At 71.6% G+C, this 26,214-nt stretch carries 24 protein-coding genes, 1 tRNA gene and 1 other RNA gene; 9 read left to right on the top strand and 17 right to left on the bottom strand.

The window, feature by feature from the left end; genetic code table 11:
- Position 1: 1 nt before the first annotated feature.
- Complete coding sequence (locus A4R25_RS20430) at positions 2–907, bottom strand: lytic polysaccharide monooxygenase (protein WP_064447744.1); 906 nt, start codon at positions 905–907, stop codon at positions 2–4.
- 155 nt (positions 908–1,062) lie between these two features.
- On the opposite strand from A4R25_RS20430, the gene A4R25_RS20425 reads away from it, so the two are divergent.
- Positions 1,063–3,495, top strand: a complete 2,433-nt coding sequence (locus A4R25_RS20425) for a DUF4153 domain-containing protein (protein WP_064447772.1) — start codon at positions 1,063–1,065, stop codon at positions 3,493–3,495.
- A gap of 35 nt (positions 3,496–3,530) precedes the next feature.
- On the opposite strand, the gene A4R25_RS20420 is transcribed toward A4R25_RS20425, so the two are convergent.
- Complete coding sequence (locus tag A4R25_RS20420; RefSeq protein ID WP_064447743.1) at positions 3,531–3,872, bottom strand: VOC family protein; 342 nt, start codon at positions 3,870–3,872, stop codon at positions 3,531–3,533.
- The gene (locus tag A4R25_RS20415; RefSeq protein ID WP_082931079.1) at positions 3,869–4,813 is read right to left on the bottom strand and encodes an AraC family transcriptional regulator; all 945 of its coding nucleotides are present in this window, start codon (positions 4,811–4,813) and stop codon (positions 3,869–3,871) included. Before A4R25_RS20415 ends, A4R25_RS20420 begins: the two co-directional genes overlap by 4 nt.
- A gap of 71 nt (positions 4,814–4,884) precedes the next feature.
- Here A4R25_RS20415 and A4R25_RS20410 point away from each other — a divergent pair, with 71 nt between their 5' ends.
- Positions 4,885–5,373 carry a DUF1772 domain-containing protein gene (locus tag A4R25_RS20410; protein ID WP_064447771.1) on the top strand — a complete coding sequence of 163 codons (489 nt, stop codon included), beginning with the start codon at positions 4,885–4,887 and terminating at the stop codon, positions 5,371–5,373.
- Positions 5,374–5,377: 4 nt separating this feature from the next.
- Here A4R25_RS20410 and A4R25_RS20405 read toward each other — a convergent pair whose 3' ends face one another.
- Complete coding sequence (locus tag A4R25_RS20405) at positions 5,378–5,857, bottom strand: GNAT family N-acetyltransferase (RefSeq protein ID WP_064447769.1); 480 nt, start codon at positions 5,855–5,857, stop codon at positions 5,378–5,380.
- A gap of 426 nt (positions 5,858–6,283) precedes the next feature.
- Between A4R25_RS20405 and A4R25_RS20400 the strand changes: the two genes are divergently transcribed.
- Together A4R25_RS20400 and A4R25_RS20395 are read left to right on the top strand one after the other, a co-directional pair.
- Positions 6,284–7,198, top strand: coding sequence for a DNA-processing protein DprA (locus A4R25_RS20400; protein WP_043326361.1), 915 nt, complete (start codon positions 6,284–6,286; stop codon positions 7,196–7,198).
- Between the two features lie 274 nt (positions 7,199–7,472).
- A complete protein-coding gene (locus A4R25_RS20395; protein WP_223201227.1) occupies positions 7,473–7,934 on the top strand; it encodes a hypothetical protein in 462 nt (153 codons plus the stop codon).
- A gap of 438 nt (positions 7,935–8,372) precedes the next feature.
- On the opposite strand, the gene A4R25_RS20390 is transcribed toward A4R25_RS20395, so the two are convergent.
- Positions 8,373–8,445: transfer RNA gene (locus tag A4R25_RS20390), tRNA-Ala, on the bottom strand.
- A gap of 90 nt (positions 8,446–8,535) precedes the next feature.
- Entirely contained in the window at positions 8,536–9,126 is a 591-nt protein-coding gene (locus tag A4R25_RS20385) for a YqgE/AlgH family protein (protein WP_043330624.1), read from the bottom strand.
- Between the two features lie 148 nt (positions 9,127–9,274).
- Here A4R25_RS20385 and A4R25_RS20380 point away from each other — a divergent pair, with 148 nt between their 5' ends.
- Together A4R25_RS20380 and mdlC are read left to right on the top strand one after the other, a co-directional pair.
- A complete protein-coding gene (locus tag A4R25_RS20380; protein ID WP_064447741.1) occupies positions 9,275–10,075 on the top strand; it encodes an S-methyl-5'-thioadenosine phosphorylase in 801 nt (266 codons plus the stop codon).
- A gap of 109 nt (positions 10,076–10,184) precedes the next feature.
- Positions 10,185–11,777 (top strand): benzoylformate decarboxylase, encoded by a 1,593-nt coding sequence (mdlC, locus tag A4R25_RS20375; protein ID WP_064447740.1) that lies wholly within the window; start codon positions 10,185–10,187, stop codon positions 11,775–11,777.
- A gap of 3 nt (positions 11,778–11,780) precedes the next feature.
- Here the strand turns inward: mdlC and A4R25_RS20370 are convergent, their stop codons facing one another.
- The 9 genes from A4R25_RS20370 to pruA all read right to left on the bottom strand — a co-directional run bounded on the left by A4R25_RS20370 (position 11,781) and on the right by pruA (position 19,640).
- Positions 11,781–12,725 carry a hypothetical protein gene (locus A4R25_RS20370; protein ID WP_064447739.1) on the bottom strand — a complete coding sequence of 315 codons (945 nt, stop codon included), beginning with the start codon at positions 12,723–12,725 and terminating at the stop codon, positions 11,781–11,783.
- 41 nt (positions 12,726–12,766) lie between these two features.
- Positions 12,767–13,189, bottom strand: a complete 423-nt coding sequence (locus tag A4R25_RS20365; RefSeq protein ID WP_043326371.1) for a hypothetical protein — start codon at positions 13,187–13,189, stop codon at positions 12,767–12,769.
- A gap of 175 nt (positions 13,190–13,364) precedes the next feature.
- Positions 13,365–13,740, bottom strand: a transfer-messenger RNA (tmRNA) gene (gene ssrA / locus A4R25_RS20360).
- Between the two features lie 103 nt (positions 13,741–13,843).
- Positions 13,844–14,323, bottom strand: a complete 480-nt coding sequence (smpB, locus tag A4R25_RS20355) for an SsrA-binding protein SmpB (RefSeq protein WP_030501421.1) — start codon at positions 14,321–14,323, stop codon at positions 13,844–13,846.
- Positions 14,324–14,454: 131 nt separating this feature from the next.
- Entirely contained in the window at positions 14,455–15,330 is an 876-nt protein-coding gene (gene ftsX / locus A4R25_RS20350) for a permease-like cell division protein FtsX (protein WP_030501420.1), read from the bottom strand.
- A 65-nt stretch (positions 15,331–15,395) separates the two neighbouring features.
- Complete coding sequence (gene ftsE / locus A4R25_RS20345; RefSeq protein ID WP_013284225.1) at positions 15,396–16,076, bottom strand: cell division ATP-binding protein FtsE; 681 nt, start codon at positions 16,074–16,076, stop codon at positions 15,396–15,398.
- A gap of 118 nt (positions 16,077–16,194) precedes the next feature.
- On the bottom strand, positions 16,195–17,316 hold the full coding sequence (gene prfB / locus A4R25_RS20340; protein WP_043326373.1) for a peptide chain release factor 2: 1,122 nt from the start codon (positions 17,314–17,316) through the stop codon (positions 16,195–16,197).
- Positions 17,317–17,361: 45 nt separating this feature from the next.
- The gene (locus A4R25_RS20335) at positions 17,362–17,877 is read right to left on the bottom strand and encodes a PadR family transcriptional regulator (protein WP_043326375.1); all 516 of its coding nucleotides are present in this window, start codon (positions 17,875–17,877) and stop codon (positions 17,362–17,364) included.
- A 134-nt stretch (positions 17,878–18,011) separates the two neighbouring features.
- Positions 18,012–19,640 carry an L-glutamate gamma-semialdehyde dehydrogenase gene (gene pruA / locus A4R25_RS20330; protein WP_064447768.1) on the bottom strand — a complete coding sequence of 543 codons (1,629 nt, stop codon included), beginning with the start codon at positions 19,638–19,640 and terminating at the stop codon, positions 18,012–18,014.
- Between the two features lie 568 nt (positions 19,641–20,208).
- Between pruA and A4R25_RS20325 the strand changes: the two genes are divergently transcribed.
- Entirely contained in the window at positions 20,209–21,342 is a 1,134-nt protein-coding gene (locus A4R25_RS20325; protein ID WP_064447767.1) for a hypothetical protein, read from the top strand.
- 9 nt (positions 21,343–21,351) lie between these two features.
- Here the strand turns inward: A4R25_RS20325 and A4R25_RS20320 are convergent, their stop codons facing one another.
- On the bottom strand, positions 21,352–21,861 hold the full coding sequence (locus A4R25_RS20320; protein WP_043326377.1) for a hypothetical protein: 510 nt from the start codon (positions 21,859–21,861) through the stop codon (positions 21,352–21,354).
- Between the two features lie 195 nt (positions 21,862–22,056).
- Between A4R25_RS20320 and A4R25_RS20315 the strand changes: the two genes are divergently transcribed.
- Together A4R25_RS20315 and A4R25_RS20310 are read left to right on the top strand one after the other, a co-directional pair.
- Entirely contained in the window at positions 22,057–22,284 is a 228-nt protein-coding gene (locus tag A4R25_RS20315; RefSeq protein ID WP_030501414.1) for a helix-turn-helix domain-containing protein, read from the top strand.
- Positions 22,285–22,379: 95 nt separating this feature from the next.
- Positions 22,380–22,958: an Rv3235 family protein gene (locus tag A4R25_RS20310; RefSeq protein WP_043326379.1), complete on the top strand. Its 579-nt coding sequence runs from the start codon at positions 22,380–22,382 to the stop codon at positions 22,956–22,958.
- Between the two features lie 220 nt (positions 22,959–23,178).
- Here the strand turns inward: A4R25_RS20310 and secA are convergent, their stop codons facing one another.
- Positions 23,179–26,076: a preprotein translocase subunit SecA gene (secA, locus tag A4R25_RS20305; protein WP_043326381.1), complete on the bottom strand. Its 2,898-nt coding sequence runs from the start codon at positions 26,074–26,076 to the stop codon at positions 23,179–23,181.
- Between the last annotated feature and the right edge of the window lie 138 nt (positions 26,077–26,214).

Genomic DNA, 26,214 nt, shown 5'->3' with positions numbered 1-26,214 from the left:
CTCACCAGACGCGGCGCCGCCCGGCGCGGTGGTTGCGGACACCGCACGGCCGTCCGGGCGGAGGGCCGCCGGCCCGGCTCAGCCGCCGTCCGACCACGGCCGCGGCGAGCAGCGCGACGACGAGCGCCGCCGCGCCGAGCACGAGCGGCCGGGACAGCGGTCCGCCGTCGGTCACCGTCGCCACCGGCACCGCCGGCTCGTCGTCGGTCGCCGCCCCGGCGAGGGTACGCGGAGGCGACGCGCTCGCCTCCGGCGCTGCCGGTGTCGCGTCCGGCTCACCGCGTGCCGCCCGGAAGATCACGTCCGAACAGGAGTAGTAGGTGTCCTGGGTGTCCGAGTTCTGCCAGATGACGTAGACGATGTGCCGGCCGGTCCGGTCGGCCGGCAGCCGCCCCCGCATCTCGTACGCGCCGGAGCGGATCGGCGGGTCGGTGACCTGAAGGAACGGCTTCTTCTCCAGGTCCGCCCAGGTCAGCCGCCGCTGCGGCGAGTACGAGCCGGTGGTGACGTAGAACCGGAACGTGCCCTGGTGCGGGATGGTGGTGCGGTAGCGGAACGTGTGCCGGGCACCGGCGGTGAGCGTGGTGGCCGGCCAGTCCGCGCGCGGCAGGTCCAGCCCCCGGTACGCGGACAGCCCGCCGCTGCACAGTTCCCCGTCCGGGATGCGTTCCCGGTCCCGCCCGTCGACGCGGGCGACCCGGATGTTGTCCCACTCGCGTACCGCCGCTCCGGCGGCGATCGCGGCCCGGCACGCGGGCGTCCGCGCCCGGCCACCACCTTCCGGCCCGCACGTGGCGGCCCGGCTCAGCGGGCTGGTCGGCGCACCGTGCGCGCCGGCCGGCGTGGCGGCGAGCGGCACCGTCACGGCGACGGCGGCGAGCGCGACGAGCGCGCGGCGTGCGGCCATGTGATCGACCTCCCGCGCACTGGTACGGCCGCGAGACGTCAAAGGTTCGATCCGCGCCGATCGGCCGGGCCGACGTGACCGAACGGACAGACGGGGCGGCGGGGCGCATGTGGGTGGACCTAGAGTGACGAAACCCTGTGATCGAGGAGCGTCCCTTGCCCGAGCCGGAACCGTCCCCCGAGCCCTCCCGCGCCGCCCCGGCGAACGGGCCTCCCGCGGGCGACGTCCCACCTTCCCAGCCCTATCTGCTGGTGATGCCCAGCATGGAGGGCGCGCCCCCACCGGTGCCGTGGCCCGGCGCGGAGGGGCAGCCCGGCTGGGCGATTCCGGTCACCGTCCCGCCCGGCACCCAGGGGTACGCGCTGTTCGTCCCGCTGGTGCCGGCGGCCGGCCAGCCGAGCGCGGTGCCTGCCCAGGCGACAGCACCGGCCGTCGAACGCTCCCCGGTGGAGGATGCCGCCCTCTCCCCCACCACCGGCGACGTCGCCAAGACGCCGCCGGCTTCCGCAGGCGCGGGCGTGTCCCCGGCCGGGGACGGTTCGACGGGGGCGGCTGATCATGGGGAGCCCGCCACCGCACCGGCCGACCGTCCGGCGGAGCCCGTCGCCGCCACGCCGGACGCCGCTCCGGCGGCCCGGCCTGCCGCCACCCGAGCCGACGGAACCCCTTCGGCTGCCGAGGACGCCGCATCGGCGGGTCCGTCCACCTCGGGCGCCGGCACGACGGCTCCGGCCACCGGTTCGCCTGCCGCCCCGGGTTCGTCCCCGTCGGATGAGCCGAACCCGCAAGCCGGCTCCGGCACACTGGCCAGTTCGGGCGCACCGGGTGGGCACCCGCAGGCCGGTTCCGGCGCGCCCGGCACGCCGCACGCTTCCGGCCGGCCCGGGACCCCGAGCACGCCGCCGATCCCCGGCGCGTCGCCCGCGCTGATCCCCGGCGCGTCGCCCGCGCCGGTCACACCGCACGCTCCGGGGATGCCGCAGCCTCCCGGTCGGCCGGTGGGCGCGCCGCCGTACCCCGGTGTCGGGTGGACCGGCCACCCGCAGGCGCCGGTCTGGACGCCGCGACCGCCGACGCCGCGGACCTCGTTCCTCGGCGCGCGGTGGCCCGGCCCGAAGGCGGCGACCGGCCGGGCCGTGCCGCTCGCGGTGCTGGCCGGCGCAGTCGGCGGCGCGGCCTTCGTGCCGCTGGGCCGGGTCGGCGTCGGCTGGTTCCTGGGGTGGCTCACGCTCACTGTCGCGGTGGTGCTGGCGATCCGGTCGAAGACCGCTGACCTGCCGCGCGCCGACCGGCTCATCCGGGCCGGGTGGGCGGCGGCCGCGCTGGCGCTGATGGCCGTGCCGGCGTTCCGCAACGCCTGGTGGCTCGTGACGTTCTGCGTGCTCGGCGCGCTGGGCTGCGCCACCCTCGCGATCGTCGGCGGGCGGTTGGTGCGATCGATCCTGTTCGGCCTGGTCGCCACGCCGTTCGCGGCGCTACGCGGCCTGCCCTGGGTACGCCGGCACGTCACCGCCTCGGCGTCGGCGGCGACGGTGAGCAAGGTGACCGTCTCGGTGGTCGCCACGGTCGTGGTGCTCGTGGTCTTCGGCAGTCTGCTCGCCTCCGCCGACGCGGCGTTCTCCGAGGCGCTCGGCTCGCTCGTTCCCGAGACCGACATGGGTTCGGTGTTCAGCTGGGTGTTCCTGGCCGTGGTGGGCGGGCTGATCGCGGTGGCCGCGGTCTACACGCTCGCCGCGCCGCCCGACTTGTCCACCGTGGACAGGTCCGGCGAGCGACGGATCGGCCTGCTGGAGTGGGCCCCGGCCATCGGCGCGCTCGTCCTGCTGTTCGCCGGGTTCGTGGTGGTGCAGTTCACTGTGCTCTTCGGCGGGCAGCAGCACGTGCAGCGGGTCGCCGGTCTCAGCTACGCCGAGTACGCGCGCAGCGGCTTCTGGCAGTTGCTCTTCGTCACGCTGCTGACGGTGGCGGTGCTCGGCGGCGTGGGCCGCTGGGCGCGCCGGGAGCGGCCGGTCGAGCGCGTCCTGCTGCGTGTGCTGCTCGGGCTGATCAGCGCGCTGAGCGTGGTGATCGTGGCGTCGGCGTTGTCCCGCATGTGGACGTACCAGAAGGTCTACAGCTTCACCGGCGAGCGGATCTTCGTGATGGCGTTCGAGATGCTGCTCGGCACGGTCTTCCTGATGATCATCCTGGCCGGCGTCCGGTTCAAGGGCCGGTGGATTCCCGGCGCCACCGTCGCGCTGGCCGTGACGATGCTGCTCGGCCTGGCGGTGCTCAACCCGGAGGACTACGTCGCCCGCCGCAACACGCTGCGGTACGAGCAGACCGGCAAGATCGACGCCTGGTACCTGCGGGCGCTGTCCGCCGACGCGACGCCGTCGCTGGCCAAGCTTCCCGACCCGGTACGCCGGTGCACGCTGAGCTGGATCGCCGACGACCTCGCCGAGCCCGACCCCTGGTACGCCTGGAACCTCGGTCGGCAGCGCGCCCGTAAGGCACTGGAGGAGGTCGGCCCGCAGGCGGTCGGCGGCCCGAAGGACTGCCGCCGGGCGGACCAGTTCGACCTGCCGAAGACGCGCGGTCCACGCTGACGTCGCCGACCGGGCCGCGGATCGCCGCGGCCCGGTCAGGCGGGGCCGCCGCCGAAGCCGATCTCGTTGCCGTCCGGGTCGTGGAAGATCGCCTTCCGGACGCCGTTGTCGTAGGTCTCCTGCGCAGCCGGCTCCAACCCTCGGGCGGCGATCGCCGCGAGACGGGAGTCGAAGTCCTCGACGAAGACAGTCTGCATGGCGTGACCGGCGTGGTCGGGCCGCACCTCGATGTAGAGGTAGCGGTGCTCGGCCAGCTCCCACACCGCCTCGTGGTCGTTGGGCAGGAACTGCGGCGGAGCGCCGAGCAGCCGCTCGTACCAGGCCGTCGACACGGCGATGTCGTGGATCGGGACGCCGGCGAACAGGTCGACAGTCATCCGGTCAATCTAGCCCCGTCGACGTGCCGACGAGGGCTCGTGCCGTACCGGCGTTTGAACGCGGTGCTCAGCGCGAACGAGCTGCCGTAGCCGACCCGGCGGGCCACCGCGCCGACAGTGGCGCCGGGCTCGCGGAGCAGGTCGGCCGCGAGCGCCAGCCGCCAGCCCGTCAGGTACGACATGGGCGGCTCGCCCACCAGGGCGGTGAACCGCCGGGCCAGCGCCGCCCGCGACAGCCCCACCTCGGCGGCCAGCGACGCCACCGTCCACTGCCGGGCCGGGTCGTCGTGCAGCATCCGCAGCGCGCGGCCGACCACCGGATCCGCGTACGCCCGGTACCAGCCCGGCGCGGCAGCCCCGGGCCGTGCGAACCACTCCCGCAGCGCGGCGATGAGCAGCAGGTCCAGCAGGCGGTCCAGCACCGCATCCTGGCCGGGGTCGTCCTTGACGATCTCGTCGGCCAGCAACGGCACGAGCGGAGAGTCCCAGGACTCGCGGCGGACCACCGCCAGCGGCGGCAGCGTGTCGAGCAGCCGCCGCCCGACAGTGCCCCGCACCGGGTACGTGCCGGTGAGCAGCACGGTCCGGCCGTCCGGTCCGTTGCCCCAGGTGCGTACGCCCCACCGCGTCATCGCGAACAGCTCGCGCCCGTCCGGCGTGGTGCAGCGCTGCCCCGGGTGCACTACCACCTGCGGCGTCGTGGCCGGGTCGTCCGCCACCGTGTACGGGGCCGGGCCGCGCACGATCGCCACGTCACCGTCGCCGAGCCGCGCGGCCTCCCCCTCCTCCGGCACGATCCAGGCGTCCCCCCGCACCACGGCGACCAGCGTGAGCGGCGCCTCGTCCCGGATCAGCATCGACCAGGGCGGCGTGAGGATCGAGCGCAGCAGGAAGGCGCCCCGCGCCCGGGGACCGTCGAGCAGGCCGGAGACGGCGTCCACGGAGACGATTGAACACAGGATCGCGCGTCCTGGCCATGGGCCGTCTCACCGCGCGGCGGTTCGATGAGGACATGCGACTCGTACAACAACTGACGCTGGTCGGCGCCACAGTCGGGGCCGGGCTGATGGCGGGCCTGTTCGCCGCGTTCGCGTACGCGGTGATGCCGGCGCTGCGCGGCGCGGACGACCGCACGTTCGTGGACGCGATGCAGCGCATCAACGTCACCATCGTCAACGGCTGGTTCCTGCTGGCCTTCCTGGGTACGCCGGTGCTGGCCGCGCTCGCGGCGGTGCTGGCGTGGCGCGGGGCGGTCCGGCCGGCGCTGCCGTGGATCGTCGTCGGGCTTGCTCTCTACCTGGTGATGTTCGTCGTCACGGTGGCGGTGAACGTGCCGCTGAACGACGCGCTCGCGGCGGCCGGTTCTGCGGATCTCGGTGCGGCACGGGAGCGCTTCGAGTCCGCCTGGGTCACCTGGAACGTGGTCCGGGCGGTGGCGAGCACTGCGGGGTTCGGCGCGCTGTGCTGGGCGCTGGTGCTCGCGGGCCGGGCGGCCGGTTGAGCCGCTACGCCTTGTCCTCGATCAGCGGCAGGTAGCTCTCCGGCAGCCAGCGGACGACCACCTTCGGGTAGAGCGTCCCGCCGAGCCGCCGGTAGAACCGCTGTGCCGCCTCGTTCTCCGGCTTCACCTCCCAGCGGATGACCAGCCGCTCGGCGGCGGCCCGCTCGGCCAGCGCGGTCATCAGCCGCCGGCCCACGCCACCGTCGCGGGCCTCGGCGCGGACGAACAGATCGTCGAGCGCGAGGATGTCCTCACCGCTCCACATGTGCAGCCGCCGCTGCGCGGAGACGTAGCCGAGCGTCTCACCGTCCCGCTCGGCAAGCAGGACCGTCACGTCGGCGCGGCCGAGCACCTCGCGCCACCGGTCGGGGGTCGCGCCGACGTGCTCGCTCTCCCCCTCGTGGGCCGCGATCTCCCGGACCAGGGCGTCCACCACGGCCGCGTCGTCCGGACCGGCCTGGCGGATGCGGATGGCGTCGTTCACGGTGCTCTCCCTCACGGTCGGATCACGGGCGGACGCTCATGATCATCCCCCGGAGCCACCACCTGATGATCCTGCTTTCGGGCCGTCCTCGATGACGGCATCGGCCGGTACGGCGCATCTACCGATGACGGCTCCCGTTCGGCCCGCGCTGTTCCCGCCGGTCGTTCAACACGGCGGCGCTCTTGCCAGGCAAGGAAGGCGTGCCGTCCGATCGAGCGCGGCGGTGTTGCGCCGCCGCCGAACCCCAGCCTTCGCTCACCTGGACAGCAAGGGGAAGCAGGATCGGTCGCCCAGTGTCGGTCCGCTCTTGATTCCAGCCAGAATCGAACATACGTTCTAGCGATGACGTCCGCCGGGGGTTCTCGTCATCAACACAGGCCAGGATGGCTGAGCCAGGAACGCAGCCCAGGGCCTACGATCGTGCCCATGGACACGGCGACGATCGAGCGGGCCTCCCTGGTCGCGCTACTTCGCCGGCCTCGCGCGCGCTGGTCGGAGATCGCTCTCGACATCCAGGAAAACGGCAGCGCCAGGGCAGTCCTGGACCGTACGGTCGGCCACTCCGACACGCTCTTTCCGGACGGGAATTCAACCACCGAGCTGATCAGCGCTGCCGTCGCCGAGATCACCGGCTGGCAAGCTGATCGAGTCGGCGTCCACGCCTTCTTCGAAGACACCTACCCTGCACAGCTGCGCGGCATCCGGGAGATGCCACCGCTCCTGTTCAGCCGAGGTGATCTACGGGTTCACGACCAGGCAGTGGCCGTCGTCGGCAGTCGCAAGGCCAGCGAGGAAGGGCTGCGGATCGCCCGAGCCGTCGCCACCACCCTGGCAGGCCGCGGGGTGACCGTGGTCAGCGGGCTGGCCGCCGGCATCGACACCGCCGCACACTCAGCTGCGCTGGAGGCAGGTGGGCGAACGGTCGCGGTCATCGGCACCGGGATCCGCCGGTACTACCCCTCCGCGAACCAGCGCCTGCAGGACCACATTGCCGAGGTCGGGCTCGTCATCTCCCAGTTCTGGCCGGACGCCCCGCCGAGCAGGCAGAGCTTCCCCATGCGCAACGCCGTCATGAGCGGGTACGCAGTCGCGACGGTCGTTGTCGAGGCGGGTGAGACCAGCGGAGCACGGATCCAGGCCCGGCTCGCCCTCCAGCACGGCCGTCCCGTCGTGCTGACGAGCCAGGTCATGCGGTGCGACTGGGCCAAGACGTTCGCCGAGAACCCGGGCGTCTACGTCGTCCACGGCACCGCGCAGCTGCTGGAAGCCGTCGACGACATCCTCAGCTACCAGCCCACCGACGCCGGCCTGGAGAACTTCCCTGACTTCGCCCTCCGCTGACCAGCGCTGGACCATCATCAGCCGGCACGTCGAGGTCCAGCGCGGCTACCTGCGCAACCCGTTACCGGCACACCCCTGGATCTGCCCGACGTGCCGGGGAGTACGGAACGAGGGCTACTCGCTCTGCTTCCGCTGCCAGTCCCACGTCGCTCGGTCCCAGGGCCTTCTCGCGGACCTCGTACTACCGATCTCCTACTCGCCACGCACCTGGCAACACCACTACAACCTCCGGACGTACAAGGGCACAGCTCCGTCCGAGCAGGCTCGGCGAAGCTTGCTTGCGCTCCTGCTGCTGTTCCTGCATGACCATCTCGCGTGTATAACGTCCAGTACGGGAGCCTCCCCAACGCACGTCATCACCGTCCCGAGCACCCGCAGCCGCACTGGCGCACATCCGCTTGCCGACCTTGTCGGCGACCGGCTCCGGCTGCCCTGGATCAACAGCACGGTCAACCCGAGCTACGGTCCGGAGGATCACGACTTTCACGCCGACTGGTTCAAGCCGTCCCTCCCCACTTCGCTTGCGCCCGTTCATGCGCTGATCCTCGAGGACACCTGGACGACCGGGGCGCGAACACAGTCCCTGGCGCACGCACTGAAGGTCGCCGGTGCCGCCACCGTTGCCGCCGTCATCCTCGGCCGCCACGTGGATCCAAACTTTGCACCGGCCAGGCAATTGCTCAGCGCGATCGCCAGCCCGTTCTTCGATACCACTAGGTGCGCAGCTGAAGACTGATCAAGAACACCTCGGCATCCCGATGCTCCTATGGCGGTCATGATCAAATGAAGCCGCACATCGCTGTGCACATACTCGAGTCGAGGCGCCCGGCGATGCGCGCGCCACGCAGCCGGAGCCCTCGGGGATCTACATGCTGCCCGGCCCGACCGAGCAGGATTTCTCTGATGACGTCAGCAGACACCGTCCGTGCGTCGCCCCACGAACGCATGGTTCGCTCGTCGACCGCAGACATTGGGCGACTGCCAGACTGCCGGCCTGCGGGTAGCGGCAAGGGGGAACAAGAAGGGCGCAGTGCGCCGGTCATGTGGGCAGCAGCCGACAAGGCTCGATTTCTGGATGCAGCACGCAAGGCTCATGAGAAAGCGTGATCACGTTCCAACGAATCAGCGGCCCGGTCGACGATTACTCGACCAGGCCGCTGACCTGCTTCAAGGGTGGAGCCGAGGGGACTCGAACCCCTGACCCCCACACTGCCAGTGTGGTGCGCTACCAGCTGCGCCACGGCCCCTTGCGATCGTCCCCGGTCGCCCGGGCACGGGAAGAACTATACACACGCCGCCCCGCATGGTCATCTCGCGGGGGTCCCCCACCGAGGGGGTCAGTTCAGTGCCACATCCGGCGGGAAGTGGGCCACCGCCGCCATCATGCCGCCCTGCCGGCGCAGCACCATCGGCCAGAGATCATCCGGCCGGTCGACGAAGGCGTCACCGGGCAGCGCGTCGAGCACGAACCAGGAGCCCTCCTCGATCTCGCGCTCGACCTGTCCGGCGCCCCAGCCGGAGTAACCGGCGAACACCCGGATCCCGCCGACCGCCTCGCGCAGCTTCTCCGGGTCGACCGAGAGGTCGATGGTGCCGACCGCGCCGGAGACGCGGTGGAAGCCCTTGACCGGCCGGACGGGGTGCCGCATCCGGGCCAGGCAGATGGCGGAGTCGGGCTGCACCGGGCCACCCTCGAACAGCACGGCCGGGTCGCGGGCCAGGTCGCTCCAGTCGCCGAGCACGTCGGCCACCGAGACCTCGGTGGCGCGGTTCAGCACCACCCCGAGGGCGCCGCCGGGTTCGTGGGCGACGAGCAGCACGACCGTACGGTCGAAGTTCGGATCCTTGAGCCCTGGTGTCGCGACCAGCAGTCGTCCGGTCATCGACTCCATGGCTCGGCCACCGATCGCCTGCCCCTCACTCTGCATGTCCGACACCCGTCAGCCGTGCGCCCGTACGGGCCCGAGGCCGTCGACCGTCCATCCTGTCAACGCCATGTCACGCACCATAGCCTGCGTCCGGCCCGCTGGTTAAGGTCTGACGGCGGGTGATCACGACGGATCGAGGGAGGGTCGGATGGCGGCGCAGGCCGAACTGGCGGTGATCGGCGGGTCGGGTCTCTACGCCCTGCTCGACGGGGTGGAGCACGTGGTGGACACCCCGTACGGCGAGCCGTCGGGCCCGATCACCGTCGCCGAGGTGGGCGGTCGCCGGGTGGCGTTCCTGCCCCGCCACGGGCGTGATCACCGCTACCCGCCGCACCTGATCCCCTACCGGGCGAACCTGTGGGCGCTGCGGTCGCTGGGCGTACGCCAGGTGCTGGCACCCTGCGCGGTGGGCGGCCTGCGGCCGGAGCTGGGTCCGGGCACGTTCGTGGTGCCGGACCAGTTGATCGACCGCACCAGCGGGCGCGTGCAGACGTACTACGACCGGGGCGCGGTGCACGTGTCGTTCGCCGATCCGTACTGCCCGGTGGGACGGCGCACGCTGCTGGACACGGCGGCCGGTCGGGGCGTGCCGGCGGTGGACGGCGGGACCGTCGTGGTGGTCGAGGGTCCACGCTTCTCGACCCGGGCGGAGTCGCGCTGGTTCGCCTCGATGGGCGGCACGATCGTCAACATGACCGGCCACCCGGAGGCGGTGCTGGCCCGTGAGCTGGCCCTCTGCTACACGTCGATCGCGCTGGTGACGGACCTGGACGCGGGCGTCGAGGCGGGCGAGTCGGTCACCCACGAGGAGGTGTTCCGGGTCTTCGCGGAGAACACCGACCGGCTGCGCGGGCTGCTGCTGGACGCCGTGGCGGCGCTGCCCGCCGAGCGGGAGTGCGGGTGCGGGCACGCGCTGGACGGGATCAAGCTGCCGTTCCCGCTGCCCTGAGCGCGGGAAGCGCCCGAAAAGTCGGCCTCGGCCCGATAGATTCGGCTGGTCGGGGGACCGGGCACCGGGCCGTCTCCGGCATCCGCAGGCAGGACGGAGGCAGCCGGCGATGGCGACGGTGCGGGAGGCGACCTACGACCTGCTGCGCGCGCTCGGGCTGACCACGGTCTTCGGCAACCCGGGCTCGACCGAGGAGCCGTTCCTGCAGGAGTTCCCGGCCGACTTCCACTACGTGCACGCGCTGCAGGAGGCGTCGGCGGTCGCGATGGCCGACGGCTACGCCCAGGGCACCGGCCGGCCCGCGCACGTCAACCTGCACACCGCGCCGGGCACCGGCAACGGCATGGGCAACCTGGTCACCGCCTGGCACAACCGGACGCCGCTGATCGTCAGCGCCGGCCAGCAGACCCGCGAGATGCTGCTGATCGAGCCGCGCCTGGCCAGCCCCCGGGCGGTCGAGCTGGCCCAGCCGTACGTCAAGTGGGCCCACGAGCCGGCCCGCGCGCAGGACATCCCGGCGGCCTTCATGCGGGCGTACGCCTCGGCGGTGCAGCCACCGGCCGGGCCGGTCTTCCTCTCTGTGCCGATGGACGACTGGGACCGCCCGGCCGACCCGCCGCCGCAGGTGCGTACCGTCGCCACCCGGATCGCGCCGGACCCGGACCGGCTGCGGAGCTTCGCCGACGCGCTGGCCGCCGCCCGTGCCCCGGCGCTGGTGCTCGGCGCGGCGGTGGACCGGTCGGACGCCTGGCCGGACGCGGTGGCGCTGGCCGAGCGTCTGGCCGCCCCGGTCTGGGCCGCCCCGGCGCCGGAGCGGGCCGTGTTCCCCGAGCGGCATCCGCACTTCCGGGGCGTGCTGCCGTACGCGATCGGGCCGCTGTCGGAGGCGTTGCGCGGCCACGACGTGGTGCTGGTGGTGGGTGCGCCGGTGTTCCGCTACTACCCGCACGTGCCGGGCGACTACCTGCCCGGCGACGCGCGGCTGCTGCACGTCACAGACGACCCGGACGAGGCGGCCCGCGCCCCGGTCGGGGACAGCCTGCTCGGCGACGCCCGCCTGACCATGGCCGCGCTGTGCGAGCTGCTGCCGGCGGCCGACCGTCCCGCGCCGTCACCGCGCCCGCAGCCGGCCCCGCCGGAGCAGGCTGACCCGCCCAGCGCCGACGCGTTGTTCGCCGCGCTGGCCGCCGCGTGGCCGGCGGACGGGGTGCTGGTGCAGGAGTCGCCGTCCAACCTGGCCGCGCTGCGCCGCCGGCTGCCGATCGAGCGGCCGCGCTCGTACCTGACGATGGCCAGCGGCGGGCTCGGCTTCGGGCTGCCGGCGGCGGTCGGCATGGCGCTCGCCGAACGCGACACCGGGCGGGGCCGCCCGGTGGTCGCGGTGGTCGGCGACGGCTCGTTCCACTACTCGGTCCAGGCGTTGTGGACGGCGGCGCGGCTGCGCCTGCCGCTCGCCGTCGTGGTTCCGGTGAACCAGCAGTACGCGATCCTGAAGGCGTTCGCCGAGCTGAAGCACACCCCTGGTGTGCCCGCGCTGGACCTGCCCGGGCTGGACGTGACGGCGGTGGCGCACGGCTACGGCTGCGCCGGTGCGGTGACCACGCTGGACGGGCTCGGCACCGCGCTCGCCGCCGCGTTGGCCGCGGACCGGCCGACGGTGCTGCCGGTGCCGATCAGCACCGACGTGCCACGGATCCTCTGAGACTCAGCCGGGCTGGACAATCAGCGGGGCGCCGCTGGCGGCGTCCAGCACGGCCCGGCCGCCGAGCGGCGCGTCGAGCGTGACGCTGACCGGCTTCAGCACGAGCTGCGCGGTGCAGACGCCGGTGGAGGCGATCACGGCGCCGCCGATCACCACCACGTCCGGCCGTTCCAGCACGAGCGGGGTGGGCGGGCCGTCGCAGGCGCCGACGCCGAGCACGTAGTCGATCCGGTTGCCCTCGACCGCCCGCAACTGCTGAGCGGACACCAGGCCGGCCGGGAGCGGCCGGGTGGGCACCGCACCGCCGGGCGCCCGGCCGGTCACGCGCGGCGCGACGGCGATCCGGGCCACGGGTACGGCCAGCTCGTCCACGGTGAACAGCCAGGCGGGCACGTCGGCGCGGCCCCGGCTGGTCCACACCGGCGCGCTGCCCAGCCGTACCTCGGTCACGGTGAGCGGGACGCACGGCGTCGGCGCCGAGGTCGACACCGGGTCGTTCGGGCCGGGCCGTCCGGTCGGTGCCGGGTCGGGCGCGGCGGGGCGCCCGTCGCAGGGCGGCGGGTCGCCCTGGCGGAGCTGGGCGTACGCGTCGGCGGCGCTGACCAGCGGCACCCGCAGCGTGCCGTCGGGGAACCGGATCGTGCCGTCCTTCGGCACGGCGGCCGGGATCGGGATCTGGTCCCGGTACCAGCCCGCTCCGAACGCCACCTTCGTCTCGTCGGTGAAGCCCGGGTCGCCGGTGAGCACAGTGGCGTCCTGGAGCGGCACGTACCCGTCGCGCCAGCCCGGCCCGGGTCGCCAGCCGGCGGCGACCTCCTCGGCCCGCTCGGTGAACGCGGGCCGCTGGTCCGGGCCGGTGGGCGGCGTCCGGACGGGAGCGGCGCCGGGCGTGGCGCAGGCGGAGAGGGTCAGCAACGAGATCCCGAGCAGGGCGAGCACGCGACGCATACCGGTTGGACGCCGGCCCGTCCCGGCCGGTTCCCCCGGGCTCAGTCCTCGCCGCCGAGGTCGGCCTGGTACGCCTCCCAGAGCAGGTCGGCACCGTGGCGCCGGTGCCGGTCGAGCGCGCGCAGCAGGTCCACGGTGCGGGCCCGCACCTGGGCGGCGGACGCCCCGGGCAGCCGGACCGTGTGCTGGAGCGCGGCCAGCGCCGCCAGGATCGCGGCGTGCTCGGCGACCAGCAGGCGTACGCCCCGGTGCAGCCGCGGCGCGGCGCGCACCAGGTCGGCGTAGTGGCCTCCCGGCCCTTCGGTGACACGGACGTGTTCGGTGAAGCCCCGCCGGACCGGGTCGAGGTCGGTGAGCAGGCGCTCCCGCCAGCGCGGGCCGCCGGTGGCCCGGGCGAGGGCGCGCAGGTCACCGGGAGCGGTGGGGAGCACGGAGATCGGCTGCTGGATCGGACTGGTGACCATGGGACACCTCCCGCTGCTGGGCGAACCCGTATGGCGATGGTGGACCCGGTGCGCGGCCCTGTCCAGCGCTGCGACGCGCCTCATCTGCCACATTGGCACCATCTGCCCCGGCAGGCTCAGAGGCCTCAGACGACTGTGCGCCCCGGTCCTCGTGGACCGGGGCGCACAGGCCGTGTAGTGGAGGTGCCGGGAATCGAACCCGGGTCCTTCGCCGGTTTGTCAGGGCTTCTCCGAGCGCAGCTCGCTGTGCCTCTACTCGGCCCCACCGCTCACGCGAGCAAGTTGGTGTGACGGGCCCAGTCGCTGATTGATCTCGCCGCACGGACCCCGCGACCGGGTCCGATTGGCCAGCCTTCTAGCTGATGCCGGCTAACTGGGTCGAAGGCGCTCCCAGGCCGACAGACTTGCTACTCGCCTCAGGCGGCGAGAGCGAAGTCAGCGCGATTGTTCTTGGCGCTTATTGGTTTCCGACGACCGATTCTCGAGACGACGTCGGCTTCCTCGGCTCGCTTCCCCTGTCGCTGCGTACGAAGTCGAAACCAGTCACCCCCTCGAAGCGCTGCCCCTGTCGGCAGCACACCAAGCCTAACGCCTGGCGCAACCAGATTCATCCCGAGGCCCGCCCGACGCGGACAGCCGGACGAACCGGACGTATCACTCAGCCATGCCCTTGCCGCGCCGGCCGACCGCCCGGGCGATCTCCTTGGCGGCGTCCCGCTTGGCCAGGTCCTGGCGCTTGTCGTACGACTTCTTACCCCGGGCCAGGCCGATCTCCACCTTGGCCCAGCCGTCGGAGAAGTAGACCTGCAACGGCACCAGCGTCAGGCCGCTCTCCTTGAGCTTGCCCAGCAGCCGGTCGATCTCGATCCGGTTGAGCAGCAGCTTGCGGGTACGCCGCGGCTCGTGGTTGGTCCAGGTGCCCTGGGCGTACTCCGGGATGTGCATGGCGTGCAGGTAGATCTCGCCGTCCCGCTCCTGGGCGAACGCGTCGACGAGCGACGCCCGCCCGGCCCGCAGCGACTTCACCTCGGTGCCGGTCAGCGCCATGCCCGCCTCGTACGTGTCGAGGATGGCGTAGTCGTGGCGCGCCTTCTTGTTGGAGGCGACCACCTTGCGACCCTTTTCCCGTGGCATCGGCGCCACCTCCCTCCCGGTCCGTCGCCGGCCACCGGCCGGCGAGCGAAGATCATGCTACCGGAACCACAAGGGCCCTCCCGCGCGGTTTATTCCGCGCGGGAGGGCCCTTGCCGGAGCCGGACGGGTGACTAGACCCGCAGGTAGAAGCGGAGCGTGACCCAGGCGGTGACCGCGCTGACCACGCCACCGACGGCGGCCATCAGCGGGAAGGTCAGGAAGATGTCGGACCAGGAGATCGGGGTGATCAGACCCTCCAGGGCCGCCATCGAACTGCCGGCCGCGAGCACCTTCACCGCGATCAACGCCAGCAGGCCGAGGATGGAGCCGAACAGACCGGCCACCACCGCCTCCAGCACGAACGGCGCCTGGATGAACCAGTTCGACGCGCCGACCAGCTTCATGACCGCCACTTCACGCCGCTTGCTGTACGCGGCCACCTGGATGGTGTTCGCGACGAGCAGCAGGGCGGCGACGGCCATCACCATAGCGATCGCGAGCGCGCCGTTCTGGAAGCCGCTGAGCACGCCGAAGACCTTGTCGAGCAGCTTGCTCTGGTCGACGATCGTGTCGATGCCCTCGGCGGTCTTGTACTTGTCGTAGATCGCCTTGTACTGCTCGGGATCGTTGAGCTTCACCCGGTACGACTCGGGAAGCTGGTCCGGCTTGACCGCGCTGACCAGGTCCGGGGCGTCGGCGTACATCTGCTGGAAGCGCTCGTACGCCTGGTCCTTGTTGACGTACGTCGAGTCCTTGACCAGCGGGTCCTGGTCGAGTTGCTGACCCAGCGCGTCGACCTGTTCCTTGGTGGCGTCGGTCTTCAGGAAGATCGAGACCTCGACGTTCTCGTAGTAGAGGTCCTTCATGTCGCCGACCTTCTGGTACAGAAGGCCGCTGCCGCCCAGCATGAACAGCGACACCGCCATTGTGATGATCATGGCGATGGTCATGGTGACGTTGCGCCACAGCCCGACCAGTACTTCGGACAGGACGTACTTCATCCGCATCGGGATATTCCTCCGGCTCTCCGGCGTGAGGGTTCGTCGTCAGGGTCTACGGAACGTCGTACGGCTCAGCCGTAGACGCCGCGGGCCTGGTCGCGCACGATGCGGCCGCTCTCGATCTCGATCACCCGGCGCCGCATCTGGTTCACGATGTTGGAGTCGTGCGTGACCATCACGACGGTCGTGCCGGTGCGGTTGATCCGGTCCAGCAGGCGCATGATCTCGATCGAGGTGTCCGGGTCCAGGTTTCCGGTGGGCTCGTCGGCCAGCAGGATCAGTGGCCGGTTGACGAACGCCCGGGCCACCGCCACACGCTGCTGCTCACCACCGGAGAGCTCGTGCGGGTAGCGGTGCTCCTTGCCACCGAGACCGACCAGCTCCAGCACCTCCGGCACGACCCGGCGGGCGACCGCCTTCGTCTTGCCGATCACCTCCAGCGCGAACGCCACGTTCTCGTACGCGGTGCGGTTCGGCAGCAGCCGGAAGTCCTGGAAGACGCAGCCGATGGAACGCCGGAAGTGTGGTCGCTTCCAGGAACGCATCGACGTCACGTCCTTGCCGTTGACGACGACGCGACCCTTGTTGGGCGTGACCTCGTGCAGCAGCAACTTGATGATGGTGGACTTGCCGGAGCCGGATGGACCGATGAAGAAGACGAACTCGCCCTTCTCGATCGAGACGGACACGTTGTCGAGCGAAGGCCGGGACGCCTTCGGGTACGTCTTCGTCACTTGCTCAAGCTGAATCACGGGTCGGTAGTCTACGCGGTGTAACCGCAGAGCCAAGCCCCCAGGCCCGCCGAAGCGGTGCGCGTCATCGATTTACCCGGTCAGAACGGGATCGATGACGCGCTCAGTCCGAACGTGATCACGCACCGTCAGCGCTGAGCTGCTGCTGCTTCCGCCAGCGGATTCCCGCCTCGATGAAGCTGTCCAGGTCACCGTCGAAGACCGAGGACGGATTGCCCGTCTCCTGTTCGGTACGCAGATCCTTCACCATCTGATACGGGTGCAGGACGTACGAGCGCATCTGGTCGCCCCAGGAGCTGGTGCCGCCGCTCTTCAGGCCGGCCATCTTCTCCTCCTCCTCCTGCCGCTTGCGCTCCAGCAGCCGGGCCTGGAGCACCCGCATCGCGGAGGCCTTGTTCTGCAGCTGGGACTTCTCGTTCTGGCAGGTCACCACGATGCCGGTGGGGATGTGGGTCAGCCGCACCGCCGAGTCGGTGGTGTTGACGCTCTGCCCACCCGGCCCGGACGACCGGTAGACGTCCACCCGGACCTCGTTCTCCGGGATGTCGATGTGGTCGGTCTGCTCGGTGACCGGCAGCACCTCGACGCCGGCGAAGCTGGTCTGCCGGCGACCCTGGTTGTCGAACGGGCTGATCCGCACCAGCCGGTGCGTGCCGGACTCCACGCTGAGCGTGCCGTAGGCGTACGGCACCTTCACCGTGAAGGTGGCCGACTTCAGGCCCGCCTCCTCGGCGTACGAGGTCTCGTAGACCTCGGTCGGGTAGCCGTGCCGCTCGGCCCAGCGCAGGTACATCCGCAGCAGCATCTCGGCGAAGTCCGCGGCGTCCACGCCGCCGGCCCCGGCCCGGATCGCCACCAGCGCCTCCCGCGAGTCGTACTCGCCGGAGAGCAGCGTGCGGACCTCCATCTCCTGGATGGCCTTGGTCAGCCCGGCGATCTCCGACTCGACCTCGGTCAGCGCGCCCGGGTCGTCCTCCGCCTGGGCCAGCTCCAGCAGCACCCCGGCGTCGTCGAGCCGGGAGCGCAGGTCGCCGAGCTTGGTGATCTCGCCGTTGACGTACGACAGCTGCGACGTCACCTGCTGCGCCTTGGCCTGGTCGTCCCAGAGGTCGGGCGCGGAGGCCTCCTGCTCCAGCCGTGCCTTCTGCTCGCGCAGCTTGTCGAGGTCGAGCACGGCCTCGATGTTGCGCAGCGTGGCGTCGAGTTCCTTGAGCTGTTCGGCGTAATCGGCAGCGGTCACGACAGACAAGACTACTGCGTCGTTCCCTCAACCTGCTGCAGGTGGTCAGCCGACCGGCGCGGTCTTGAGCCAGGACAGCGCCGCTTTGTGGTAGGCGACGGCGAACTCCAGCGCGCTGGCGTCGTAGCTCTCGCCTTCCTTCTTGGCGTTCTTGACCTGCTCCCGCACCGCCGCCAGCGCCTCGGTGTGGTACTCGTTCGCCGTCGCGTAGAGGTTCTTGAGCTGGCTCGCCGAGTGCAGGTTGCCGAACGCCATCCGTAGCGCTATCGGGTTACGGATGGTGTCCTTGCCGGGATTCTCCGCCAGCCAGCGGGAGAATGTCCGTTTACCGGCAGCTGTCAGCGCGTACGGCTGACTCATGCGCGGCCCGGGCTTGCCGAGACGCACCAGACCCTTCTCGGCCAGGACCGGTAGCTCCCGGTAGACCTGACTGCGGGTCATCGACCAGTACGGCGCCAGCCGGCGCTCAGCCGCGGCCATCAACTGGCCGCCAGTCATCGGGCCGTCGTGCAGCAGGCCGAGCAAAGCTGCCGCCGTCGGGTTGACTCCGGAATCCGCCATGCCCTCTAAGCTGCCACTTTGTCGGCTCTGGCGTCCAGGATTTGCCTATTTCGGCACCCGCGGACCGGTCCGATGTGCACTGTCGGATGAGGAAGAGGGCCCGTCCCGGCCGGGACGGGCCCTCTTCGAGCGTCTCAGCCCATGTGCGGGTAGGTGTGATCGGTCGGCGGAACGAACGTCTCCTTGATCGTCCGAGGCGACATCCAGCGGACCAGGTTGTGCCAGGAACCCGCCTTGTCGTTGGTGCCGCTGGCCCGGGCGCCGCCGAACGGCTGCTGCCCGACCACCGCGCCGGTCGGCTTGTCGTTGATGTAGAAGTTGCCGGCCGCGTACCGCATCTTCTCCGCCACCTGGTCGACCACCCGGCGGTCGGTCGCGAAGATCGACCCGGTCAGCGCGTACGGCGCGATCGACTCGGCCTGGGTGACCACCTCGTCGAAGCGGGCGTCGTCGAAGACGTGCACGCCGAGGATCGGCCCGAAGTACTCGGTGGTGAACGTCTCGTGCGCCGCGTCGGAGCACTCGAACAGCGTCGGCCGGACGAAGTAGCCGACCGAGTCGTCGGCGGTGCCGCCGGCCAGGATGCGGCAGGAGTCGTCACCCTTGATCAGCTCCAGCGCGGCGGTGTGCCGGCCGAACGCCTTGTCGTCGATCACCGCGCCACCGAAGTTGCTGAAGTCGGTCACGTCGCCGTAGGTCAGCGAGTCCGCGGTGGCGGCGAGCCGGTCGCGCAGCCCGCCCTCCCAGATCGACCGCGGGACGTACGCGCGCGAGGCAGCCGAGCACTTCTGCCCCTGGTACTCGTAGGCGCCCCGGATCAGCGCGGTGTGCAGCGCGTCCACGTCGGCGCTGGTGTGCGCGACCACGAAGTCCTTGCCGCCGGTCTCGCCGACCAGGCGGGGGTAACCGCGGTAGCGGGCGATGTTGTCGCCGACGGTCTTCCACAGGTGCTGGAACACCTTCGTCGAGCCGGTGAAGTGGATGCCGGCCAGGTCCGGGTCGGCGAGCACCACCTCGGAGACCTCCTCGCCGCGGCCGGTGACCATGTTGATCACGCCGGGCGGCAGGCCGGCGGCCTCGAACAGGCGCATCGTGAAGTGCGCCGCGAACTGCTGCGTCGGGGACGGCTTCCAGACCACCGTGTTGCCGAGCATGGCCGGCGCGGACGGCAGGTTGCCGGCGATCGCGGTGAAGTTGAACGGGGTGATCGCGTAGACGAAGCCCTCCAGCGGCCGGTGGTCGAGGCGGTTCCAGACCCCGGGCGAGGACAGCGGCTGCTCGGCCAGGAGCCGCCGGGCGAAGTGCACGTTGAAGCGCAGGAAGTCGATCAGCTCGCACGCCGAGTCGATCTCGGCCTGCACGGCGGTCTTGGACTGGCCGAGCATGGTGGCCGCGTTGAGCGTGTCCCGCCAGGGGCCGGCCAGCAGGTCGGCGGCGCGCAGGAAGATCGCGGCCCGCTCCTCGAACGGCAGCGCGCGCCACATCGGCGCGGCGTCCTTGGCGGCCTGCACCGCGGCGCGGGCGTCGTCGTGGGTGGCGTGCCCGGTGACGCCGAGAACGTGCGCGTGCTTGTGCGGCTGCACCACGTCGATCGACGCGCCGCCGGCCATCCGCCGCTCGCCGGCGATCGTCATGGGCAGCTCGATCCGCTCGGCGGCCAGTTCGGCCAGCCGCCGCTGGAGCCGTTCCCGGTCGGCGCTGCCGGGCTCGTAGGAGTGGACCGGCTCGTTGAGCGGCTCGGGTACGGAGAACACGGCGTCCATCAACAGGCTCCTGGCGATCTCGACGGCGACGGCGAAACCGGACCCGCGGGCGCCGGCCGGGCGGCCGGACACCGGGGCGCCGCGGGGTGGGCGGCGGCGGGACCTGGCCCCGATTCTGTCACGACAAGCCCCCGCCGGACGCGCCTCCCTGGCACACCGGACGGCCGGTTCATCTCCGGACCGTCGGCCCCAACCGACCCGGATCCGACGAAACATCGGATCGCGCCCCAGTTCGTCGACGATTCGTCGGCGCTTACTCGACCTTTGATCCAGCCCACCTCGGGGGTGGCGGTGTTCCGGGCCTCCGGGCGGCACCTCCCCGAGCTGGAGTCGACCAACGGCACCACACGGCCCGCCCGGCTGGCGGTTATCGGCCATTGATCCACTCCACCTCGGGGAAATGGCGGTATCCGGGCCCTCGGGATGCCACCACATCGCCGTACTGCAGTCGATCAACGCGCACACGGCACACGGCCCGCCCGAGGAGTGGTGATGCGCCGCGTACGCTGGATGACCGGTGACCTGCCCGGCCCGGCTCGGGGATCCGGCGACCGTCGAAGGGAAGACGATGAGCAACCAGCCCGGCAGCTCCACGGCCGCGGAGACGGATCAGCCCGAGACCGTCGGGCCGACCACGGGCGACGGGGCCACCGTCGAGACGTCCTCCGTCAAGGCGTCCTCCGTCAAGGTGCCCTCCGGAGAGACACCGTCGGGCGAGGCACCGGCGAGCGAGGCTCGGACGGGCGAGGACGCAGCCGGATACGCGCATGGGGACGAGGGGACTGTCACCGGCGGTCGGCCGGAGTTCGCCCCGGGCGCGCTCGTACTCGCCCTGCTCTCGCTCGGATGGCTGGCCGCCATGCTCTGGTCGACCCGCGAGGCGATCCACTCGACCGCGGCCGGCGTGACCGCGATCAGCCTCTCCGCGTACGCGCTGCCCGGCGTCATCACCGCGGCGCTGGTCACCGGCGCCACCGTCGCCCTGGCCGCGACCAACCGGCTCGGCCGGGCCACGCTGCGGTTCCTGGCCGCCGTCGGGACCGGCCTGGTGGTCGGGCTGCTCGCCGCGGTGGCGATCAACCTGACGTACGCCGACAACGCCACCACGAACACGATCGCCGGGACCACGGCGGCAGCCGCGATCATCGGCGGCGCGATGGCGGGCGCGCGTCAGGCCCGGGTGGTGGGTGCGATCACCGCTGCGACGCTCACCGCGCAGATCTTCGTGGTGCTGTTCAGCCGCGCCCGGGACCCGCTGTCCGACCTGTTCGGCGCCGGGGAGACCCAGCAGTCGGTGCTCGACGCCGCCAAGTGGGTCTCGCGTACCGAATCGCTGCTCGCCGGCCTGCTCGCCGGCCTCGCCGCGTACCTCTATCTGACCTGGTCCCGTCGCCGGGCCGAGCGCCGTGACGGCGTGGCGTCGCCGCTGCGCTGGCCGGCGTACCTGGTGGCCGGCGCGGGCGCGGGCCTGCTCCTGCTGCTCACCGAGGTGATCATCCGGATCGGCGGCCGCGGGCTGCTCGACCTGGCCGCCGCGCTCAGCGAGGCCGACGAGGTCGCGCAGACCGCGCTCGGCACCTCGCGGGTGGACAACGGGATCTGGGTGCTCTTCGTGGGCGCGCTGACCACGCTCATCGTGTTCGGCCGCACGCTCGGCCCCCGCCCGGTCGAGGACGAGACGGACGAGCCGGCGGCGTCCTGAGCCGCCGGCTCAGCCGGCCTCGCGCAGCAGCAGGTCCAGCTCGGTCACGTCGTACCACTCCAGTTCGTGGTCCTCGGCGCCGTCGACGGTGAACTGGGCGTCCGGGTCGCCGGCCTGGGCCTCGGCCACCACCTCGACGGCAGCGGCCACGTCCTCGACCGCCTCCGCGCCGTCGACATGAAGCGCGGCGACCGACTTCACCGGCACCGGTCCGGCCGGCCGGACCACGCTGGACCCCAGCTCGCCGCCGACTCGTCCGACCGCCCGGGCGGGCAGGTCGGCCGAGACGACAACCCGTCGCCGGGGCGCGGCGGGGTCGCTCCGGAGCAGGAACAGCGCGTCCTGGGCGGCCCGGGTGAAGGCCACGTACTCCAGTTCCTCCTCGTCGCCCTCGGCGTACCACTCGCGCAGTTCCGGGGTGACCGCGTGCGCCGCCTCGGCGGTCAGCCCCTCCTCGCGCAGCCGGGCGAGCATGGGTACGGTCGCCGGCAGGTACACCCGGACAAGCTCGTCGGTCACCGGTCACTCCCGCATTCAGGCCACTCACCGGCGGACGCCGGCTCCGGGCGCCGATCATGCCGTACGCCAGGACCGTCATACACCCGGCATCCGCGCGGGTGAAGTCTCCCGCCGGTGTGTCAGGCGAACGGGCATGGGGCGATGTCAGCCGGTGATGGCAAACTAAGGCAAACGAAGCCAACCCCGGGAGTCACCGTGGAGTCGAGGTTCCTGCTGCTGTCCGACGTCGCCGCCGAGCTGAACGTCTCGGACTCGCAGGTCTACCACATGGTTCGCAGTGGCGAGCTGCCGGCGATCAAGATCGGCGGTCGGGGGCAGTGGCGGGTCGAGCGCTCCCGGCTGGAGGAATACATCGAGCGGAAGTACGCCGAGACGGCGGAGTGGGTACGCGGGAACCCGCTCGGTGAGCGCGACGAGGAGTGACCACCCGAGGACCGTCGGCCATTGACGCCGGTGACGCCATTCCGGGAAGATGAAGCCCTGTCGGAGGCAAACGAAGGCAAACGCAAGGATTCGAGATGGTCGACACCCGCCGTCCCCGCGCACCCCGCCCGCCGGTCCGTCTCCGGCCCGCCCCGCCACTCGACCCGCCGTGCGTCGACGAGGAGCCGCTGTGGAGTCCCGTCGGGCAGCTCACCCTCGACCTGAGCGATCCGCGCCGCGGTGCCGCCGCACGCCCCGCCGGCCGCGCCCCGGACCCGGCACCCGCCTGGCCACGCTGGACCGGCACCCCCGCGTCAGCCCTCGCGTCCGCCGCACCCGAGGGAACACGGGCCGCACACCGATTCGTCCGCACCTTCCTGGAGATCGTCAACGGCTTCCGGCCGCCCGGCCAGCTCCGGCCGCTCTGTGTGCCCGAGTCGGCCGGCCCGGTCGCGGCCGAGCTGACCCGAGCAGCCCGCCGGGTGACCCCGGTCCGCCGCCGTACCGCCCGGCCGACTCTGCTCCTGCGGCGTCTGCGGGTCTGCGAGCCCCGCGCGGGCGCGGTCGAGGCCACCGCCGTGTTCGCCGGCGTCGGAGGCACGAGCTGGGCCGTTGCGATACGCCTGGAACGCCGCCGAGGCACCTGGCTGTGCCTCGTCCTGGACGTCCTCTGAGCCCGGTCGTGGGCCCCCCGGACCCGGCTCGACCGCGCCGCGGCCACCCGCGCCTCCACCGGCGCCGATCTTGCACTTCCGTCCCGTAGATAACGGCATGAATCGGGCATGATGAGGGCCGGAACTGCAAGACCGCGGGAGAGAGCGAGGGCCCTGGGGGAACCCAGGGACGGCGACGGGCCCCGGCCGGGAGGCCGGGGCCCGTCGTGGGCGTTCGGGGTCAGTTGCCGCCGTTGGGCGAGCCGTGGCAGCGCTTGTACTTGCGGCCCGAGCCGCACGGGCAGGGCGCGTTACGGGACGGGCCCTCGCCGCCGTCGACCTGGCCCGGGGCGGCCCGCCGGGCGGTGCTCGCCGCGACCGCCTGGCCGCTCGCACCGGCCGGAGCCCGGCGCGGCCCGGCGGCGGCAGGGCGCTCCGACTGCTGGCCGATGCCGAGCGCCGGCGCCTGCTGCTCGGGCCGCTCGATCACCGGAGCGCCGCGACCGGCCTCGCCGTCCACGGCGGGAGCGGAGTACTGCAGGCCCTGCTGCTGCGGCGCGCGGTTGAGACCCTTCGCCCGGATCTCCACCGGCTTCTCCAGCAGCTGCACCTCCTCGGCCTCCGGCTCGGCCTCCTCGACCTGCACGTCCAGGTTGTAGAGGAAGCCGACCGTCTCCTCCTTGATGCCGTCCATCATGGTGGCGAACATGTCGAAGCCCTCGCGCTGGTACTCGATGACCGGGTCGCGCTGGGCGTACGCCCGCAGGCTGATGCCCTCCTGCAGGTAGTCCATCTCGTAGAGGTGCTCGCGCCACTTGCGGTCGATCACCTGGAGCAGGACCATCCGCTCGAGCTGGCGGACCGCCTCCTCGCCGAGGCTCTCCTCGCGCCTGTCGTACGCGGCGTGCGCGTCCTCCTTCAGGCGGGCGAGCAGGAAGTCCTGGTCGATGCCCGAGCGGGAGCCGACCTCCTCCTCCAGCTCGTCGACTGTGACGCCGACCGGGTACAGCTGCTTGAGGCTGGACCAGAGCTGATCGAGGTCCCAGTCCTCGGCGTAGCCGTCGCTTGTCGCGCCGACCACGTACGCGGTCACCACGTCGTCGATCATGTTGCGGACCTGGTCGGACAGGTCCTCGCCGTTGAGCACCCGCAGGCGCTCGGCGTAGATCACCTGACGCTGCTTGTTCAGCACCTCGTCGTACTTGAGGACGTTCTTGCGGATCTCGGCGTTCTGGCCCTCGATCTGGGCCTGGGCGCTCTTGATCTGCCGGGTGACCATCTTCGACTCGATGGGCACGTCCTCGGGGATGTTGAAGCGGTCCATCACGGCCTCGACCGCGCCGGCTCGGAAGCGCTTCATCAGCTCGTCCTGCAGCGACAGGTAGAAGCGGGACTCGCCCGGGTCACCCTGCCGGCCGGCGCGACCGCGCAGCTGGTTGTCGATCCGGCGGGACTCGTGCCGCTCGGTGCCCAGCACGTAGAGGCCACCGGCGGCGGCGACCTCCTCCGCCTCGACGTCGCACGCCTGCTTCCAGGTCGGGAGGATCTCCTCCATCGCCTTGGCGTACTCCTCCGGCTGCTCGACCGGGTCGAGCCCGCGCTGGCGCAGCTCGTTCGCGGCGAGGAACTCGGGGTTGCCGCCGAGCAGGATGTCCGTACCGCGGCCGGCCATGTTGGTCGCGACGGTGACCGCGCCCTTGCGCCCGGCCTGGGCGACGATCTCCGCCTCCTTGGCGTGGAACTTCGCGTTCAGCACGGAGTGCGGGATGCCGCGGCGGCGCAGCATGTGCGACAGGATCTCGGAGTTCTCCACCGAGACGGTGCCGACGAGCACCGGCTGGCCCTGCTCGTGCCGCTCGGCGATGTCCTCGACGACGGCGTTGAACTTGGCCTTCTCGGTCTTGTAGATGACGTCGGGCCGGTCGAGCCGGACCATCGGCCGGTGCGTCGGGATGGTCACGACGCCGACCTTGTAGACCTTGTTGAACTCGCCCGCCTCGGTCTGGGCGGTACCGGTCATGCCGGAGAGCTTGTCGTAGAGGCGGAAGTAGTTCTGGAGGGTGATGGTGGCCAGGGTCTGGTTCTCCTGCTTGATCTCCACCCCCTCCTTGGCCTCGATCGCCTGGTGCATGCCCTCGTTGTAGCGGCGGCCGTGCAGGATGCGGCCGGTGAACTCGTCGACGATCAGGACCTCGCCGTCGTTGACGATGTAGTCCTTGTCGCGCTTGTAGAGTTCCTTGGCCTTGATGGCGTTGTTCAGGTAGCCCACGAGCGGGGTGTTCACCGACTCGTAAAGGTTGTCGATGCCGAGGCGGTCCTCCACTTTGGCCACGCCGCGCTCGGTGATCGCGATGGTGCGCTTGGCGTAGTCGACCTCGTAGTCGCCCTCGCCGTCGGTGCCGGGCTGGAGCCGGGCCACCACGGTGGCGAACTCCTGGTACCACCGGGCGGAGTGCTCGGCCGGACCGGAGATGATCAGCGGGGTACGCGCCTCGTCGATGAGGATCGAGTCGACCTCGTCGACCACGGCGAAGAAGTGGCCGCGCTGGACCAGTTCGTCCTTCGACCAGGCCATGTTGTCGCGCAGGTAGTCGAAGCCGAACTCGTTGTTCGTGCCGTAGGTGATGTCGCACTCGTAGGCCGCGCGGTGCTCGGTGGCGGGCCGGTTGGGCAGCACCACGCCGACGCGCAGGCCGAGGAACTCGTGCACCCGGCCCATCCAGGCGGCGTCGCGTTCGGCCAGGTAGTCGTTCACGGTGACCACGTGCACGCCCTTGCCGGCGAGCGCGTTCAGGTAGACCGGCATGACCGAGGTGAGCGTCTTGCCCTCACCGGTCTTCATCTCGGCGATGTTGCCGAAGTGCAGCGCCGCGCCACCCATGACCTGGACGTCGTAGGGACGCTGGCCGAGCACCCGGGAGGCCGCCTCACGGCACACCGCGAACGCCTCGGGCAGCAGGTCGTCGAGGGTCTCGCCGTCAGCGAGCCGCTCCTTGAACTGGTCGGTCATGCCGCGTAGCTCGTCGTCGCTGAGGTTGACGTAGTCGTCCTCGATCGAGTTGACGGCGGCCGCGATGGCCTTGAGCCGACGCACCATGCGCCCCTCGCCGGCGCGAAGGACCTTTTCCAGAATCGACACGGATCAACGCTCCCCTAGACGGTCTCGAACCATCGTAGGCGCTCGGAGGCGACGATGGTCACTGGTGGCGGCGGTCCGGGCTCCGGAACCCGACATAACGCCGCGACCGTGCGCCACCGGCCGCTAATCGGGTTACGC

Origin of the sequence: Micromonospora sp. NBRC 110037, from assembly GCF_001652995.1 — a bacterium.
Lineage (GTDB): Bacteria > Actinomycetota > Actinomycetes > Mycobacteriales > Micromonosporaceae > Micromonospora > Micromonospora chalcea.
This window is presented reverse-complemented; position numbering and strand designations above follow the sequence as displayed.